Here is a 14,621-nt window from a genome sequence, read left to right as displayed (position 1 = left end):
AATTTTTACTGATACTCAATATCAATTTTTTAAATTATATATTATGGGTTTGCTCAAAGATATCTGTATGTAAAATTTCTTCTAAAACCACCGTGGCATACGAGCCTTTTTGCAAGAAAAACTCCAAAGTAAAATGAGCTTTTTCTTCATCATAATGACATTTACAATCTTGCAAATAAGACCACATAAAGCGTCTTGAACCTTGCATCTTATCTTTAAACTCATATGCAAAAGAAAAAACTTCATCTTCTAATTTTTTAGCTAGACCTTCATTTGCTTCATAAGCTTTAGAGCCTATTAAAAGACCCATTGCGCTAATATCTTTTTGATTAAATCTTTCTACTTCACTTGATAAATCTTCGCATATAAAGCATTTTCCAAAAGGATAATGTCCTAAAACCTCGCCCATTAAAATTTTAAAAAATTGGTTTTGGTTTTTTAAACTTTTGATTTCTTCTTTTTCTAAACCATAAATTTGCTTTATTTCTTTTTCACTAAAATCATTAATAAAATGTGATAATTCTACCCTTTTGCTCAAATATCTATTAAAAAGCTCGCTTTGAAAAGCAGAAATTAAAAATTCTTGCATTTTTTTATTTTTGATTTTTTTGCCTTTTAAAATTTCTAGTCCTTGTGAAAAATTATCTTGAAATTTGCCAAAACGCTGATATCCAAAATAATTAGCAAAACCTTGTTCTTGGATATTTTTAAAAGCTTGTTCTATTTTTAAAGCATCTACTTTTGAAACTTTTTTTAATCTTATAAAAAATGAATTTCCTTTTAAATGTCCTATTCTAAGTTTATTATCATGATAAAAGCTATCTAAAATTTTCATCTTATCATGTTTAAAATTTCTTAAGCTCTCTTCAAATTTTTTAGGCATAGAAATATATTGAAAAGTTAAACCTTGTTTATCTTTTAAACCACTATAGCCAAAATCTTTCATTTTAACACCACTTTGCTCACTTAAAATTTTCAAAGCTTCACTTGTACTAAGATCTTTTTTTTGTATATGTAAAATTAAATGTTCACCTTTGCCACTAAATTCATACAAAGGCTTTTCCCTTACTACAAAATCATTACTATTTTTTGAAAAATACACATTTATTGGGCTGTGCTTTAAAGTGTATAAGGGTTTAAAAATGATGTTCTCTTCCATAAAATTTATACCTTCCCGTTGTTGTTTTTGCAAAAATATTTAGTTTAATTCTATGTTTTTTTGCCATATTTTGTATAAATGCTTTATGTTTTTTATCAAAAGCAAATAAAATTTCATATTCTTCTGCACTATTTAAGCTAAATTTATCTAATTTTTTAAGGAATTTTATACTAAGTTGGTTTTGAAACAACACTCTTGATAAGTCTTTATTTAAACCATCTGAAATATCCATACTTACTCTAACTTTTTTTGCTATATCGTAAAAAAAATTTTGTCTTAAACTAGGTTTTATAAAACGATGTTTAGAATGTAATTTTCCACCGCGAAATAAAATATTTAAACCCTTTAAACTCTCACCTAATTTCCCACTAAAAGCAAATAAATCTCCTTTTTTCAAACCTTTTCTAAAAACGGCTCTTTTATTTACTTTAGAAATAATAGTTATACTAATATTGATTTTATTATCCGCTATAGTATCTCCGCCTATAATTTGCACTCCAAATTCTTTTGCGCTATCTAGCAAGCCTTTTTGCAAAGCTTTAACTTGTTTCATTTCTAAACATTTTGGTAAAGAAAGCCCTAAAAGAGCATATATTGGCGTAGCATTCATAGCAATTGCATCAGAAATATTAACAAGCATAGCCTTTGCTCCAACTTGCTCTAAGCTCATCCAAGATCGCTTAAAATGCACATCTTCACAAAATAAATCTTTAGAATAACAATATCCATCGATGATTGCCCCATCATCTCCATTGACAGGATTGGCAAAAGCATTGATAATAAATTTTTCTTTATCCATGTGAATATTTTATACAAAAAGCTTTTAATTTTATATAATAATTAAATTTTTATAAGTTTAAAATGTATATAATGAAAAATAATACCAAGGATAAGATATGCAAATAACTTTAAGAATTTTTCGTTTTGATAAAGATAGTGATTATTTAGCTTATTATAAACCTTATGTTTATGATAGTAAAAATTTTAAAAGTGTTTATGATATTTTAGTGCAAGTGAAAAAAGATGATATATATTTTGACTTTGAAGAAAACCCGGAAAGTTGTATTAAAATCAACCAAGTCGCCCTTAGACAACGAAGAGATTTAAGTAATATCATTGAAAAATTTGGAAAAGAACTCATCATAGAGCCACTTGACACCAAAAGAGCAACCAAAGATTTAATCATGGATAAAAGTGATTTTTTAGAAAAACTCGAACTTTTTAAAGGACTTATTGATATACACGATGTAGAACTTTATAAACAATATGACTTTTTATATTATACAAGTGAAATTAGAGAATTTTTACCTGAATATCTTGGTGATAGTTTTTTTATATTTGCTTATAAGATGTTGCTTAAATATCCAGAAAAAGCACCGCAATTTTTAAAATTAGTCGCAGATGAAGAAAAAGGAATTTATTATCATACCAAATTTAAAAATTTTATTTCATCAAATGAACTTGATTATGAATCTTATATTAAAGAATTAAAAGTAATGCTTGTAAAATCAGGCCTTGCAAGAAGTATTTTTTAAGGAATTAAAATGTATAAAATTTATACTAATAGCAATAATGACTTATTTTGTTATTTTGATATTATCAAAAATGCTTTAGACGTAGTCGGTGTTGAAAGCACATTGTGTGAAAAACCTTTGGGTAAAAATTATTTTATTATTGATTATGATCCAAAAGATATCTTAGATGAATATTCAAGAATGATGAATGAAGATAATATCTTAGCTTGCGAATACAGCTCTTATGAAATTATGAGTAAAATTGAGAAAATTCAATATGCTCCAGAAGTTTTTTTAGAGCATCTTAAACAAGAATACATTAAACATTTTTTTGAGCAATTTAATATAGGTGTTTATCAAGGATTTTCTAATGCAAATTGTTCTTTAGAGCTTGCTAAAATACTTAAAGCAAATATTATAGATTTTGAAAGGAAATACAAAAGCTGTGGTTATAGTTTTTTAAATTTAAACACCCAATTAGCCTTCAAAAGTGCCTCTGTTATAATGCTAGACGCTTATGATAGTGGTTGTGATTTTTTAGTAGTTGAGGATTTTTATTCTTTTTATATGTTTGACAAATGCTATAAAGAATTACAAGCAACTTCAAATAGAAATTTTGAAGATTTTTATATTTTAAGTTTTGCAGAGCTTGCAAATTTAGCCCTAGGTATAGTACCATATACTTTAAAAAAACACAAATTAAAGGTGAGTTTAATCAATGAAAATCGCTCTTGAATGTAAAGATTTAATTTTAGAAAAAACTTTAGAAATCGCTCTGAAGGATTTTTTGGTATTAAAAAAAGATTGTGATTTTTTAGTCTGCGATGAAAAAATCAACATACAAAAACCACAATTTATCATCAACAAAAAATCCAATTTCCTAACCCAACCTTTTAGCATAGAAGAGTTGCTAAATGCTTTAAATGATTTTAATGCAAGTTTACAAAGCATTGCATACAAGATTGCTATGCGCGAGAAAAAAATTATGAATCAAAAATGTGAAGCTATTTTAGAGCAATTGCGTCAAGAAAGTCATGAAAAAATCGACGCGATATTTGATCTTTACAAAACAGAGTTAAAAAACCTCATCAAAGAAGAAAATAATAATGCATAAAACACAAGAATATCAAAGCGTAAAAGATTTTTTAAAAAATTACAAAGAAGATAAAAAAACAAACTCAAAAAAACAAACTCAAAAAATTTACACCGCCATAGAAAGTGGAATCTATAAGGGTAAAAAAATTTTACTTCCTAGTTTAGATACCACAAGAAGCACCAAAAGTATAGTAAAATCTTGTGTTTTTAATGTTTTGCGTTTTTCTTTGCAAGGTAAGGTTTTCATAGAAGCCTTTGGAGGAAGTGCTCTAATGGCGTTAGAAGCAAGAAGTAATGGTTGCTTAAAAAGTTATGCCATAGAAAAAGACAAAAAAGCTTACGAAATTGCTTTAAAAAATACATCTAGTATTGATCAAAATACCATTTGCTTCAATGATGATACTTTTAAAAAAACACCTCAAATCATTCAAAATTCCAAAGAAGATATTATTTTATATCTTGATCCACCCTTTGACATTAGAGAAGGTTTTTTTGATATTTATGAAAAAACTTTAAAATTGATAGAAAATATACGAAATTCAAATGTAAAAATCATCATTATAGAACATCACAGTACTTTTAATACTCCTACTAAAATACAAAATTATGAAAAAACAAAAGAAAAAAAATTTGGCTCAACCACTCTAAGTTTTTATTCCTTTATATAAATTTTGGAACTTTTTTTGCTTTAATTGTATGAAAATAGCATGGATTAAAGGAAGAATCGATGAGAATATTATTTTTGAGCTTAGTTCTAAGTCTAAGCGTTTTTGCAGCTACTATTAAGGAACTTACCAATGTAGTAGGTGTTAGAGATAACCAACTTATAGGATATGGTTTGGTTGTTGGTTTAAATGGAAGTGGAGATGGCACAAGTAGTGAATTTACTCTACAATCTATTTCAAATATGCTTCAAGGTATGAATGTAAAAGTTAGCCCAGGCGATATAAAGTCAAAAAATACAGCAGCAGTAATGGTTACAGCAAAACTTCCTGCTTTTGCAAGAAGCGGGGATAAACTTGATGTGAGTGTAGCTTCTTTAGGTGATGCCAAATCTTTACAAGGTGGAACCTTACTTATGACAGCTCTAAAAGGGGTAGATGGGGAAATTTACGCAGTAGCTCAAGGTTCTTTAGCTATAGGTGGACTTAGCCCAAGACCAGGTGCAGCAGGAACACACTCAACCTCAGCAAATGTTATTAATGGTGCAGTAGTAGAAAGAGAAATTCCTCAAAATTTCAGTCAAAGCGAAGATTTAATTTTAAGCTTAAAAGAAGCAGACTTTAAAACAGCTAACAATATAGAAAGAGTTTTAAACACTATTTTTGATACAGATATAGCAAAGGCTTTAGATTCTAGAACCATAAAATTAACAAAACCTGAAGAATTTTCTCATGTTGAATTTATGGCAAGAGTATTGGAACAAGACATAGCTTATACTCCAGAAAGCAAAGTGATCATCGATGAAAGAACTGGAACTATCGTAGCGGGAGTAAATATAGAAGTTGAGCCTATATTAATTACCCATAAAGATATCACTATAAAAATTGATCCAAACAATACCGTAGCTTTGGGACAAAATGAAATCGATATGAAAGATGGTGGTATTTTAGATCCTGTATCTAATACTTTAAAAATCACAAACAATAAAACAACAGTAGCAAACATAGCCAGAATGTTAAATAAACTTGGAGCAGCTCCAAATGATATCATAGCTATTATGCAAAATCTAAAAAGAGCTGGTGCCATCAGTGCTGAATTAGAGGTAATATAATGAGAGTTGATAATTATTTAGCGAGTAAAAACTATAGCAGTGAACTTTATGAAAATATTACTAAACACAACAATAGCTATAAAGCTGCTAAAAACTATGCAGATAGTGCTTTTAAAAATGATTTAACTCATATACAAGCATTAAATGATGAAGATAAGGCTTTAAAAGAGCAAACCGATGCCTTTGAAGCTTTTTTAATCAAAAGCGTTTTGGATATTTCTTTAAAACAAGAAAATTCTTTATTTGGAAAAGATGCAAGTGATGAAATTTATTCATCTATGTATAATGATACTATGAGTAAAGCATTAAGTGGGGGGTTAGGTTTTTCAAAATTATTATTTGATTATTTAAAAGAAAGAGGTTAAGTTATTTTTTTAAGTGTCGATATAGTTCTTAGAGTTTTTCAATAGAACCGGAGGCTTAAAATGATAAACCCTATACATCAAAGTTATGTAGCTCAAGTTGCTACTAATGATTTAAATAAAACAGAAAACAAAGAAAACAACAAGGCAAAAGAAACTCAAAAAACAGAGGAAAGTAAAGCATCTTTGATTGCTTCACAAATAAAAAATGGTGCGTATAAAATAGACTTACAAGCCACTTCTAAAGCAATAGCAGATTCTTTATTATAACTTTTATCCTTTTTTGGGTTGATGCCTAAGAAAGGATAAAAAAATGGTTAAACAACACTTAGACGAAACAAATTCTATTTTAGAAAAACTCATCAATCTTACTTTAGAAGATATAACCCAAATTCAAGCTGCCAATCATCAGCATGTGAGCAAAAGTGTAGAAGAAAAAACTAAGCTTGTAAATGACTTTCAAATTGCTAAAAAAAATCTTGACAAGGCCTTAATAGAACTTAGTAATCAAGGAAACAATAAAGGTTTAGATGAGCTTTTAGATGATGAAGATAAAGAAAAACTTGCTCTTTTAAAGCAAAATTTAAATACCTTACATCAAAAAAATAAAGAGTATGCCAAACTAGCTCTTATTATTAAAAATTTTTACGACAATCTTCTAAACACAATGTTTGACCAAAATGGAACAAATAATGCTTATGGAGATCAAAAAACAATTCCAGATTCATTATTTAAGATCAATGTTTAAAGGTTAAGTCATGGGAATTTTTGATAGCTTATATACAGGAGTTAGCGGTATTAGAGCTGCCGAACTTCAAATCAATACCACAGGTAATAATATATCTAATGCAAATGCAGTATTTTATACCAGACAAAGAGCAGTGCAAGGAACTGGGATGTCTATCGATAGAGGTGGTTTACATCTAGGAACAGGTACACAGATTGATACTATTAAAAGATTACATGATGAACATTCTTATTATGAGTTAAAAAATGCCACTACTCAACAAAACTACACAAATTATTTAGGACAAATTTTGCAAGAGGCAAGCCAAAGATTTCCTGATATGCAAGGTACTGGTATTTTGCAAGATTATAAAAACTATTATGATGCATGGAATAACTTTGCATCTAACCCAAGTGATGGAGCAAGTAAAATAGATCTTATTGAAAGTGCAAATACACTAACTCAAAATATACAAAAAACATTACAAGATCTTAATAAAATGCAGCAAACTGTCAACGAGCAAATCAGACAAACTGTAGATGAAATCAACAACATAGGTCAAGAAATTGCAAATATTAATAAACAACTTGAAAACGAAGAGGTTTTACCTACTGATAATGCAAATCAATTAAGAGATAAAAGAGATGAACTTGAACTTAGACTTTCAAAGCTAGTTAATGCGGTAGCTTGGAAGGGAACAAGCTCTCAAGATAGTACTTTAGAATCTACTATGACTGATTCAGGAAGATATTATGATTTAAGTATTCAAGGTTTTAGTATAGTAAATGGTTCTAGCTTTCATCCTTTAAAATTAGATAATAATAACCCTAATGGATTTTATCAAATTTATTATGAAGTAAATGATGAAAACCGCTATGATTTAACTAGTAAAATTTCAGGCGGACAGCTTGGAGCTCAACTTGATCTTAGAGGTAGAAATTACGATGGCAATCATGATACTTATAGCGATGGAAAATTGCAAGAATATAAAGATATGTTAAATACCTTTACAAAAACACTTATAACTCAAACTAATAATGTCTATGCTCAAGCAGCTACAGATAGAGTTAATTCGGATGATTTAAAAGGCTTAAAACCTGATACTTCTTTAATGAGTTATGATAAAAACATCCAAGCAGGAAGCTTTGACATCACAGTTTATGATGAAAAAGGCGATGCGGTAGCTACTAGAACTATAAAAATAGATGTCAATACCACTATAGAAGATGTTATTAAACAAATCAATGCAGATATCGACGATAACAAGAATGGTCAAGGTGGTGATGATTTAAATGATTATTTTCAAGCTTTTTATCATTATGATGGACAAAGTGATAGTGGAAATTTCCAAATCAATAGCTTAAAAAAAGGTTACAAAATAGCTTTTAAAGACAATGGCACAAATTTCCCTGGTGCTTTAAATGTATCTTCATTTTTTAATGGTCAAGATGCAAGTAGTATTAATGTAAATTCAAGCATTAGAAATGATCCAAATAGTTTAAAAGCAAGCTCAAACGGTGTTGATGGAAACAATGATGTAGCAAATGCTATGTTACAACTTCAAACCCAAAAAGTAAATTTTTACAATAAAGACGGTACAGTAGATACTATGTCTTTAGATGGATATTATAGAAAATTTACAGGTCAAATTGCTTCAGATGCTGAAAGCAATGGTTTTGCACATGCAACCAATATGACAGTATTTAATACAGCCTATGCAGAATATCAATCCAAAAGTGGCGTAAATACCAATGAAGAATTAGCAGCACTCATACAATATCAAGCAAGCTATGGCGCTGCAGCTAAAATAGTAACCACCGTTGATCAAATGCTTGAAACCTTACTTGGTTTAAAATCTTAATGCAAATTAAAGCTCTTTTAGATGAAGCTATCTTAAGTAAAAACACTCAAAAAGAGCTTTTCTCTCATCCTGATCCTTTGCAAATTGCAAGTGTTTATAAAAATGAAACTATAGCCTTACTTTGTGCTTTGTTTGCCTATGGAAATGCTAAAAATATTGTCAATTTTTTAAAAAAACTTGATTTTTCTTTACTTGAAAGAAGTGATGAGTGTATTAAAAAAGAATGTAAAAATCTAAAATACCGCTTTCAAAACTCTCAAGACATAGCTCAAATTTTTATAACACTTAAACGCTTAAAAAATGAAGATAGTATAGAAAATATTTTTACCAAAACTTATCAAAAAGAACAAAACATCACACAAGCGATAAAAACTTTCATAGAAATAATTTATAAACTTAATCCTTATAAAAGCTATGGTTATGAGTTTTTCTTTTCAAAAGAATTTAAAACTCCAAAAGGGCCTTTAAAAAGATACAATATGTATCTTAGGTGGATGGTAAGAAAAGATGAGCTTGATTTGGGTTTGTTTAAAAATATCGATAAAAAAGACTTACTTATACCTTTAGATACCCATACTCATAAAGTTTCATTAAAACTTAAGCTTTTAAAGCGTAAGATTTATGATTTTAAAAGTGTTTTAGAGCTTACTCAAAGTCTTAAAAAATTTGATCCGCAAGATCCTATAAAATATGATTTTGCTCTATATAGAATCGGACAAAACAAGGAAAGCTTATGGAGCTTGAATTAACTTATTATGTGATTTTATTTTTTGTTGCTGCTTTTGCGGGTTGTGTTGATGCGATTGTAGGTGGTGGTGGACTTATTACCATACCTGCTTTATTCGCTTGCGGGATTCCTCCTCATTTAGCCCTAGCTACCAATAAACTTCAAAGCACCTTTGGCTCACTCACCGCAGTTTTAGCTTATAGAAAATCTATGCATATAGAGAAGATAGCTTTAGGAATTTTATTTACTGCTATTGGTGCAGCCATTGGAACTTATGCGGTTTTATTAATAGATCAAAATGCTGTTAAAATCATTGTATTAATTTGTCTTATTTTAATCTTTTTATATACTATTTTCAAGCCTGATTTAGGCCATGTACATAATAAAGCTAAAATGAGCACCACAAGCTTTCAAATCACTTTTGGTTTATTACTTGGTTTTTATGATGGCTTTTTAGGGCCTGGAACAGGGTCTTTTTGGATTTTTGCTTGCGTGATATTTCTTGGTTTTAGCATGAAAAATGCAAGCATTAATACTAAAATCTTAAATTTTACTAGCAATGTAGTGGCTTTAGGAGTATTTTTATACTCTTATGAGGTGCTTTGGAAAGTTGGTATTTTAATGGGTATAGGCCAAGTTTTAGGCGCCTTTGTAGGTTCAAAACTAGTTTTAAAAACACAAGGAACTTTTATCAAAAAACTCTTTTTAACTATGGTTGCTTTAACTATAGTTAAGGTTGCTTATGATTATCTTGCTTAAATTCCTTGACTAATTTGCCACATAGGCAAAAATACACCTAAAGCTAATACTAAAATCAAACTCGCCATAAAAATTGTCATCAAAGGTTCTAAAATAGTCAAAAGTCTTTGGGTGTAATTTTCTTTTTTATATTCATAAAATAAAGCAAGCTCATAAGTACTTTCATCTAACTTAGAACTTTTTAAAGCTAAATTTAACATTCTTATCACAAAAGAATCAAAAAGCCTTGTGTTAGAAAAAGCTTGAGCTAAATCAAATCCTGATTCAAATGAAGTTTTTGCAACAAACATTTTATTTTTAAAAAATTGATTTTCTATACCTTCACAGGCAAGTTCAAAAGCTCTTTTTATATCCACCCCTGCTTTTAATAAATATGAAAAAATCAAGAAAAAACAAAATTTATCTTGATAAAATATTATTTTTCCAAAAACGGGAGAGTAAAAAAGAATTTCATGAAAAAATAAAGACTTCCTAAAAGAATAAGCAAGCATTATAAAAAATCCCATACCTAATAAAATAAATACATAAAAATGTTTAAAAAAATCTCCTAAAATAAAAAGAATTTGTGTGATTTTTGGCAAATCTAATTCAAGTTGCAAAAATAAAGTTTTAAATTCAGGCAAAACCAAAATCATCAGTACAAAAAAAGCTAAAATAATACATATAAAAACAAAAAGTGGATAAGTTATAGCCTTTTTAAACTGCTTAAAACTATGAAGATTTTTCTCTTTTAGATTAATGATAATCTCAAAAGCCTTATACAAATCCTCATTACCATCACAAATTTTTAAAACAGCACATTCTCTAGAATTTAAAATACCTCTAAAAGCTTCATTATAAGAGCTTCCATTTTTGAGTTTATTATAAATCACGCTAAATATTTTAGCTACGTATATATCATGATTTGATCTTGCAAACTCTAAAATAGCCTCTTGCAAGCTTAATCCTGCTTTTAAAATCATATTTAAATCTTTAAGAATAAAAATAAGCTCTTCTTCTTTAATTTTATGTTTTGTTGCTCCAAGGCATTCTTCAACACTAATAATATTTTCAAATGATTTTTGTGCAATATTTCTAGCTTCATATAGATTTTTAGCTTTAATTATACATTGCTTTTGCTCTTTGTTTAAAGCATAAAAAATAATAAATTTTTTCAAAAACCAATCTTTCTTAGCTCATCTACACTTGTCAAACCAAGCTTTACTTTTTCCAAAACATCCACACCTAAAGTCAAAAAGCCTTTTTTTAAAGCATAAGTTAAAATATTTTCATAATTTACATTATTTTCTATCATACTTTTTAAATTATGGTCTAAAAATAAAAACTCAGCCACCATTAAACGCCCTTTATATCCACTATACATACACTTAGCACAACCTTTTGCTTTATAAAATTTTCCTTCAAAAACTTGATTTTGAAAATGAAATTTTTCATCGCTAAGCTCTTTACATTCACATAATTTTCTCACCAAACGTTGAGCTATGATCAAATTAAGCGCATAAGCTATTAAATATTCTTTTGCACCCATATGCTTCATTCTAAAAATAGCTTCTATAGCACCATTGGTATGCAAGGTACTTAAAACCAAATGTCCGCTTAAAGAAGCTTTTAAAACTATATCCAAACTCTCATCATCTCTAATTTCGCCCACCATAATCACATCAGGATCTTGCCTTAAAACCGCTCTCAAAGCTTTATGAAAATCAAAGCCGTTTTTAGAATTTAACAAAATTTGCTGAGCATGTTTAAGTTTATATTCTATAGGATCTTCTAGAGTAACGATTTTTTTATTTTGGTCAAGCTCATTTAAAATAGCATGCATGAAAGTACTTTTACCACTCCCTGTTGGCCCACAAAACAAAATCAAGCCATAGGGGGCATTCATACATTTTTTTAACGAGGTTAAATTTTCTTCTTTAATAAAAAGTCTATCAAGTTTTAAAACATGCTCATCTTGTTTTAAAATTCTAAACACTACACTTTGTCCAAACAACAAAGGCATAATTGAAATTCTAAAATCATATTTTTGCTCTAAAATAACCTTAGAAAAACTCCCATCTTGGGCTTGTCTTTGCTCTGCTACATTAAGCAAGGCAATGATTTTTATATGCATTAATAAAGCCTGATAAGAATTCATATCAAAACTATGGATATATTTTAATTCTCCATCTATTCTAAATCTTATCAAAACTTCATTTTCTAAAGGCTCCAAATGAATATCACTTGCTCTTAAAAAACAAGCATAAGTTAAAATTAAATTCAAAAACTGCTCTAATAAAAACTCATCTTTATTTTCATCACTTTTTAAATTAAGTTCTAATTTATCAAGATAGTTTTGAAAGCAAATTAAAAATTTAATCCTTTCTAGCAAAAATTTAAATTGTGTAAATTCACAAAGAAAAATTTTAACAACCTTTAAGCGATATAAATTTTGTATTTTTTCTAAAATACTCTCATCTAAAGGCTTTAAAGAAGCTATATGAATATTTTCATCATCTTCATAAAAACAAAAAATATTATATTGTTCTATTAAAGAAAAAGGTAAAACATGAAGATACTTTTCTATCTTGAGAGTTTGATTTAAGTCTAAAATTTCTAATTTATACTCTAAAGCCAATTCTTGCAAAGTAAATTCATCTAAAGTTTTTATTGCTTTTATATCATTCAAAATAATTTCCTAAAAGTTTTTCATACTCTTCTTTAGCTTTTAAAGCATCTTCATGCTTTCCAAGTTTTAATTTAGCATTGATAAAAACTAACCATGCCTCTTTTTCTAACAACTCAAATTCATTTGCCTCAACAGCCCAAAAGATAGCTTTTTGATAATCTTTTATTTGATAAAAATATTTAGCTAAATTTAGGGCATTTTCATAACTTGGATGATTAATAAATTTTTCATAGAATACATTTTGCTCAAAACTTTCATTTTGAATATTCATTGCATTTAAAAAAGACAAACAAATTAAAAAATTAAAACATATTATCTTCATGTTCAAAACCTAATTCTTTTAAGCTTAATACTTTTTTATCAGCTCTTATTAAACTTGGCTTGATGATAAAAACTATTTCGCTAATATCTTCTAAATTTTGCTTTCCTTGAAATAAAGCTCCAAAAAGTGGTATTTTAGATAAAGCACTTACTTCGTTATGATTACTAATCGTATTTTTACTAATTAATCCACCCAAAATTAAAGTTTGCCCATCATCAACTTCAACTACAGTAGAAAGCTTTTTTTGTATGGTATCAGGTGCTATATTTCTTGGCTTATTTTGTCTATGATTATCAACACTATATTTAAAATCACTCAAACTAGGATTAATTCTAAGCATGATTTTATGATCATCTGAAATTTCAGGTAAAATATTTAGTAAAATTCCTACAAAAATAGAATAATTATTATAAGCTTCACTAATGGTCGTACCATTTTCAGTGCCCTTGGAACTTTCTTTTACTTGATAATTAATCGTATCACCTATGGAAATAATAGCTTGTTGATTATTAAGCGCCATGAGTTTTGGGTTAGAAAGCACAGTGGTTTTGCCATTTTCTTGTAATAAATTTAAAATAGCTTTAGTTTCAACATTGGCTTTAAGATTGATATTTCTAACACCACCTTTATTGATTATAAAATCACTATCATCTCCATTGAGTTTAAAAGCAAGCTCTTGCCAGTTAATCCCACTTGAATGACTTTTATTTAAATGTACAGCAACTATACTTACATCAATTAAAACTTGCTTTTTAAGTCTTTTATTTAAATCTTTTAGATATTTTTCAACTCTTGTAAGCTCATATAAAGTAGCATTTAAAGTGATAATTCCTGCATTAGTATTAATAATAGGCTTAGTTGTATTTTCATCTAATAAAGCTTGTATTTCTTCTGAAATTTTTTCCCAAAAATCAAATTTATCTGTGCTAATGACTAGATTATCTGCTTCTTTAGTACTATCATAATCACCTTGTTTAGGTCTTGAATCAACCGAAGCTTTGGTGATACTTTGCCCTTCTCTAATAGAACTTATATAATGCACTTTAAAAGTTTTAACTTGTCTTCCATAAATTTTTAAAATATTTTTTTCATATTCATAAGCAAGATTATTTTCCATCAATAAAAGTTTAAAAATTTCTCTTAAAGACATTTTTCTTATGTGTAAATAATTTTGAGTATGATTTAACTTTTCTCTAGCTAATGAATCTTTTATTATAATGCTAAAACCACATTCTCTACCAAGTTCATTTAAAATTTCAATCAAAGAAGTTTTATTTTCTACGCTTATATCAAAAAAGCGCTGATGACACTGTGAAGCAAAAACATTTGTAAAAGTTAAAACACTAATAAATAAAAATATTATTTTTTTCATACAATTTTAAAACCATGATTTTTTCTTCCTTTATCAATATAACTTGAGAATTTTTAATCTCGACAATCTTAAAACCTTCAATATCATCATTCAAAGCATACCATTTATCATTAATCTTAACTTTATTAGAAACGATAGCTTGCAAGGAAAAATCAGATTTTATATTTGTAGTTTTTTGAAAAAAGGGATCTTGAATCAAAGAAAAATCAATATCATTGCAACTTTGATTCAAAAATGGGTACTTAGCACCAAAAGCACCAAGTACCCATAAACTCACAAGT

Annotated in this window: 18 protein-coding genes; 11 read left to right on the top strand and 7 right to left on the bottom strand. The window is 28.1% G+C overall.

Translation table 11 applies throughout. The features are described from left to right. Positions 1-34: 34 nt before the first annotated feature. Positions 35-1,168: a tRNA pseudouridine(13) synthase TruD gene (gene truD / locus EL235_RS02060; RefSeq protein ID WP_080750171.1), complete on the bottom strand. Its 1,134-nt coding sequence runs from the start codon at positions 1,166-1,168 to the stop codon at positions 35-37. Then, entirely contained in the window at positions 1,137-1,958 is an 822-nt protein-coding gene (locus EL235_RS02055) for a thiamine-phosphate kinase (protein ID WP_126340709.1), read from the bottom strand. Before EL235_RS02055 ends, truD begins: the two co-directional genes overlap by 32 nt. Positions 1,959-2,055: 97 nt before the next feature. On the opposite strand from EL235_RS02055, the gene EL235_RS02050 reads away from it, so the two are divergent. The 11 genes from EL235_RS02050 to EL235_RS02000 are packed head-to-tail and all read left to right on the top strand — an operon-like array spanning position 2,056 to position 9,978. Further along, on the top strand, positions 2,056-2,694 hold the full coding sequence (locus tag EL235_RS02050) for a DUF5644 domain-containing protein (RefSeq protein WP_052243248.1): 639 nt from the start codon (positions 2,056-2,058) through the stop codon (positions 2,692-2,694). Between the two features lie 9 nt (positions 2,695-2,703). Continuing rightward, positions 2,704-3,408, top strand: a complete 705-nt coding sequence (locus EL235_RS02045; protein ID WP_126340708.1) for an HdrB C-terminal domain-containing protein — start codon at positions 2,704-2,706, stop codon at positions 3,406-3,408. After that, complete coding sequence (locus EL235_RS02040) at positions 3,392-3,787, top strand: ornithine carbamoyltransferase (protein WP_114640104.1); 396 nt, start codon at positions 3,392-3,394, stop codon at positions 3,785-3,787. The genes EL235_RS02045 and EL235_RS02040 overlap by 17 nt, the downstream gene beginning before the upstream one ends. Continuing rightward, positions 3,780-4,436, top strand: coding sequence for an RsmD family RNA methyltransferase (locus tag EL235_RS02035; RefSeq protein WP_126340707.1), 657 nt, complete (start codon positions 3,780-3,782; stop codon positions 4,434-4,436). Before EL235_RS02040 ends, EL235_RS02035 begins: the two co-directional genes overlap by 8 nt. A 59-nt stretch (positions 4,437-4,495) precedes the next feature. Next, positions 4,496-5,542, top strand: coding sequence for a flagellar basal body P-ring protein FlgI (locus EL235_RS02030; RefSeq protein ID WP_039617681.1), 1,047 nt, complete (start codon positions 4,496-4,498; stop codon positions 5,540-5,542). Continuing rightward, positions 5,542-5,907, top strand: coding sequence for a rod-binding protein (locus EL235_RS02025; RefSeq protein WP_039625457.1), 366 nt, complete (start codon positions 5,542-5,544; stop codon positions 5,905-5,907). Before EL235_RS02030 ends, EL235_RS02025 begins: the two co-directional genes overlap by 1 nt. A 60-nt stretch (positions 5,908-5,967) precedes the next feature. Beyond that, the gene (locus tag EL235_RS02020; protein ID WP_039625456.1) at positions 5,968-6,174 is read left to right on the top strand and encodes a hypothetical protein; all 207 of its coding nucleotides are present in this window, start codon (positions 5,968-5,970) and stop codon (positions 6,172-6,174) included. Positions 6,175-6,217: 43 nt separating this feature from the next. Further along, the gene (gene flgN / locus EL235_RS02015) at positions 6,218-6,652 is read left to right on the top strand and encodes a flagellar export chaperone FlgN (RefSeq protein WP_039625455.1); all 435 of its coding nucleotides are present in this window, start codon (positions 6,218-6,220) and stop codon (positions 6,650-6,652) included. Between the two features lie 10 nt (positions 6,653-6,662). After that, positions 6,663-8,492 (top strand): flagellar hook-associated protein FlgK, encoded by a 1,830-nt coding sequence (flgK, locus tag EL235_RS02010; RefSeq protein ID WP_039625454.1) that lies wholly within the window; start codon positions 6,663-6,665, stop codon positions 8,490-8,492. Beyond that, on the top strand, positions 8,492-9,241 hold the full coding sequence (locus EL235_RS02005) for a TIGR02757 family protein (protein ID WP_039625453.1): 750 nt from the start codon (positions 8,492-8,494) through the stop codon (positions 9,239-9,241). Before flgK ends, EL235_RS02005 begins: the two co-directional genes overlap by 1 nt. Next, entirely contained in the window at positions 9,226-9,978 is a 753-nt protein-coding gene (locus EL235_RS02000) for a TSUP family transporter (protein WP_126340706.1), read from the top strand. The genes EL235_RS02005 and EL235_RS02000 overlap by 16 nt, the downstream gene beginning before the upstream one ends. Here EL235_RS02000 and EL235_RS01995 read toward each other — a convergent pair. From EL235_RS01995 to EL235_RS01975, 5 genes are read right to left on the bottom strand one after another with little or no spacing between them, the layout of a single operon-like run. Then, complete coding sequence (locus EL235_RS01995) at positions 9,975-11,135, bottom strand: type II secretion system F family protein (protein ID WP_126340705.1); 1,161 nt, start codon at positions 11,133-11,135, stop codon at positions 9,975-9,977. The two genes, EL235_RS02000 and EL235_RS01995, sit on opposite strands and share 4 nt — an antisense overlap. After that, positions 11,132-12,646: a GspE/PulE family protein gene (locus tag EL235_RS01990; protein WP_126340704.1), complete on the bottom strand. Its 1,515-nt coding sequence runs from the start codon at positions 12,644-12,646 to the stop codon at positions 11,132-11,134. The genes EL235_RS01995 and EL235_RS01990 overlap by 4 nt, the downstream gene beginning before the upstream one ends. Next, the gene (locus EL235_RS01985) at positions 12,639-12,968 is read right to left on the bottom strand and encodes a hypothetical protein (RefSeq protein WP_126340703.1); all 330 of its coding nucleotides are present in this window, start codon (positions 12,966-12,968) and stop codon (positions 12,639-12,641) included. The genes EL235_RS01990 and EL235_RS01985 overlap by 8 nt, the downstream gene beginning before the upstream one ends. Then, a complete protein-coding gene (gene mshL, locus EL235_RS01980; RefSeq protein WP_126340702.1) occupies positions 12,949-14,340 on the bottom strand; it encodes a pilus (MSHA type) biogenesis protein MshL in 1,392 nt (463 codons plus the stop codon). The genes EL235_RS01985 and mshL overlap by 20 nt, the downstream gene beginning before the upstream one ends. Beyond that, complete coding sequence (locus EL235_RS01975; RefSeq protein WP_126340701.1) at positions 14,312-14,572, bottom strand: hypothetical protein; 261 nt, start codon at positions 14,570-14,572, stop codon at positions 14,312-14,314. The genes mshL and EL235_RS01975 overlap by 29 nt, the downstream gene beginning before the upstream one ends. Positions 14,573-14,621: the final 49 nt, after the last annotated feature.

This window comes from Campylobacter lari (assembly GCF_900638335.1).
Classification (GTDB): domain Bacteria; phylum Campylobacterota; class Campylobacteria; order Campylobacterales; family Campylobacteraceae; genus Campylobacter_D; species Campylobacter_D lari_E.
The sequence above is the reverse complement of the archived record's forward strand: the minus strand, read 5'-3'. Positions and strand labels throughout refer to the sequence as shown.

Excerpts from the sequence above, each read along its gene's own strand:
- EL235_RS01985 (WP_126340703.1), bottom strand. The coding sequence starts at position 12,968 with ATGAAGATAATATGTTTTAATTTTTTAATTTGTTTGTCTTTTTTAAAT.
- EL235_RS02020 (WP_039625456.1), top strand. The coding sequence starts at position 5,968 with ATGATAAACCCTATACATCAAAGTTATGTAGCTCAAGTTGCTACTAAT.
- EL235_RS02005 (WP_039625453.1), top strand. The coding sequence starts at position 8,492 with ATGCAAATTAAAGCTCTTTTAGATGAAGCTATCTTAAGTAAAAACACT.
- flgN (WP_039625455.1), top strand. The coding sequence starts at position 6,218 with ATGGTTAAACAACACTTAGACGAAACAAATTCTATTTTAGAAAAACTC.
- EL235_RS02030 (WP_039617681.1), top strand. The coding sequence starts at position 4,496 with ATGAGAATATTATTTTTGAGCTTAGTTCTAAGTCTAAGCGTTTTTGCA.
- EL235_RS02055 (WP_126340709.1), bottom strand. The coding sequence starts at position 1,958 with ATGGATAAAGAAAAATTTATTATCAATGCTTTTGCCAATCCTGTCAAT.
- EL235_RS02040 (WP_114640104.1), top strand. The coding sequence starts at position 3,392 with ATGAAAATCGCTCTTGAATGTAAAGATTTAATTTTAGAAAAAACTTTA.
- mshL (WP_126340702.1), bottom strand. The coding sequence starts at position 14,340 with ATGAAAAAAATAATATTTTTATTTATTAGTGTTTTAACTTTTACAAAT.
- EL235_RS02025 (WP_039625457.1), top strand. The coding sequence starts at position 5,542 with ATGAGAGTTGATAATTATTTAGCGAGTAAAAACTATAGCAGTGAACTT.
- EL235_RS02050 (WP_052243248.1), top strand. The coding sequence starts at position 2,056 with ATGCAAATAACTTTAAGAATTTTTCGTTTTGATAAAGATAGTGATTAT.
- EL235_RS02000 (WP_126340706.1), top strand. The coding sequence starts at position 9,226 with ATGGAGCTTGAATTAACTTATTATGTGATTTTATTTTTTGTTGCTGCT.
- EL235_RS02035 (WP_126340707.1), top strand. The coding sequence starts at position 3,780 with ATGCATAAAACACAAGAATATCAAAGCGTAAAAGATTTTTTAAAAAAT.
- EL235_RS02045 (WP_126340708.1), top strand. The coding sequence starts at position 2,704 with ATGTATAAAATTTATACTAATAGCAATAATGACTTATTTTGTTATTTT.
- flgK (WP_039625454.1), top strand. The coding sequence starts at position 6,663 with ATGGGAATTTTTGATAGCTTATATACAGGAGTTAGCGGTATTAGAGCT.